Source organism: Hydrotalea flava (genome assembly GCF_001623405.1).
GTDB classification, from domain to species: Bacteria; Bacteroidota; Bacteroidia; order Chitinophagales; family Chitinophagaceae; genus Hydrotalea; species Hydrotalea flava.
In genome coordinates this window covers 1-1843 of record NZ_LUHG01000001.1, presented here as the reverse complement: position 1 = coordinate 1843, position 1843 = coordinate 1, and the positions used below count along the sequence as shown (strand labels likewise).

Below are 1843 nucleotides of genomic sequence, written 5' to 3'. Positions count from 1 at the left end.
TCTTGAGTTTGACACCATTTCAACCTAACACATTGATAATCAGCAGTGATACTTGTCAATCGGCTCACTACAAAGGCTAATTTTTTAAAAAATCAGATAGATAGTTTGTTTTGCCTGATGATGGGCAATAATGGCTTTACGCCCATTTGTTGTTGCAGATATGCTTCGTTTGTGGTGGGAGCAGAACGTATATATGCCTGTTGAGCATTGTGTTTGATAAGGCTTACCTGCATCTTATCAAGTGTTTTGCGCAGGGATGTTTCTGTGAAGACCGGCTTTGTTTTATTGGCTTTTTGCAGCACATAGTTTTGCAAAGCAAAAGCAATATAGCATAAACAGATATGCCCTTCAATCCTGCTGTCTGTCCAGTGAAACATGGGTCTTGTTTCCAGGTGGGACTTAAAGGTTCTGAAGCTGTGTTCTATTTTATAAAGCTGTTTGTATTGCGCTAATACCTCGGTAATGCCTAATGTAGCATTGTTGGTACTGATGGCCAGGAAGCCATCGTATTTTTGGGATTGGGCTATTTTATTTTCATCTAAAGTGTAGACTTCTTTGCCGTTGGACTGCAGAAAGTAACGTGCCGGTTTTTTCCTGAGTAAGGAAGGGTTGTCAAGCAGCTTTTCAGCGGTTGCTATTTTATCTTCCCTGTCTTGTTTATCTTTCTTTGCTCTGCTGGCTGAGTAGGTGGCGATGATGGTTTTACCTTCCTGATGCAGCGTGGTGTATTGGATAGTTACCGGCTCATCAGTATCGTCGTTGTATATCCATTCATGTTTATAGTTTGATAAATCGAGCAAAGGGTTCTGTATAGCTTTGGGCAGGTTTTTCAGCCTTTCGCCTATAATAAATTCGTAGCCTTTGGCAGTGGTGATCTGCAGGTTGTTTTTGGATAACATTCCTCTGTCGGCTACCACTATTATTTTATCAATCTGATATTGATTTTTTAAATCTTCCAATGCTTTTTCAAACGTGTGCCCTTCGTAAGTGTTTCCTTTAAAGATGCGATAGCCAATCGGATTTTTATCTCTGTCTATCATCATACAGAAAAGTATTTGCGTGTTACCAATCTTACCATCTTTACCAAAACCCATTTGCCGCAGTTCACCTTCTTTCTCTACTTCACTCTCAAAATAAAAAGTGGTTACATCATAAAAAATAACATCTAATTTTTGATTGAATAAATCTCTGCCTGTTGCAAAAATCTGTTGTTGTATCAATAAATGATTGGCAGCTAATTTATCTAAAGTCCGGTATAAATGATGCAGCGCTACGGGTGGAAGATGGACATATTCATGCTGATTATAAAAGCTGTTGCGCTTGCTGCAAGGCTCCTGCAAACGTTCTAAAAGCATTAAAAAAACACTGTCGTATAAATTAAACTGAAGTTTACTTCTCTTCTCTATTCTTCTGAAAACATCATGCAATCCATAGTGCCGTAAAACTTTACCATATATCTGCTGATAACCATAATTGTATCTGCCAATTTCTTCTATATCGCCTTGCAGCAGGGCTTTTACTTCGCCACCGCCCAGTTCAAATAATTTAATGCCAATGGCTCTCAGTTGCTCAGGTGTGTAATCTTCCAGCTTGCCTAAAGAATATAATAGGCGGTGTGTAGATTGACCGGCTGCATTACGATAACTTTCCAGTATACGTAAGTAAGTGCCTGATGATTTTTTTTCTGCTCTTAGAAATGGCATACCACAAAACTACAGCAACTCAAAAGCCCGTATGCAATGTGGATAAATGTTGGCTCACTACATTTTTTTTGAAATCCATCAGCACCCAAAGACCCTATTGAGTTATAGAAGATTTTGAAAAAGCAGGTGTCAAACTCAAG

General features: G+C 38.8%; 1 protein-coding gene. It reads right to left on the bottom strand.

All coding sequences use genetic code 11. The features are described 5' to 3' along the window. Positions 1-92 precede the first annotated feature (92 nt). Positions 93-1703, bottom strand: coding sequence for an IS1634 family transposase (locus A0F92_RS00005; protein ID WP_068240345.1), 1611 nt, complete (start codon positions 1701-1703; stop codon positions 93-95). Positions 1704-1843: the final 140 nt, after the last annotated feature.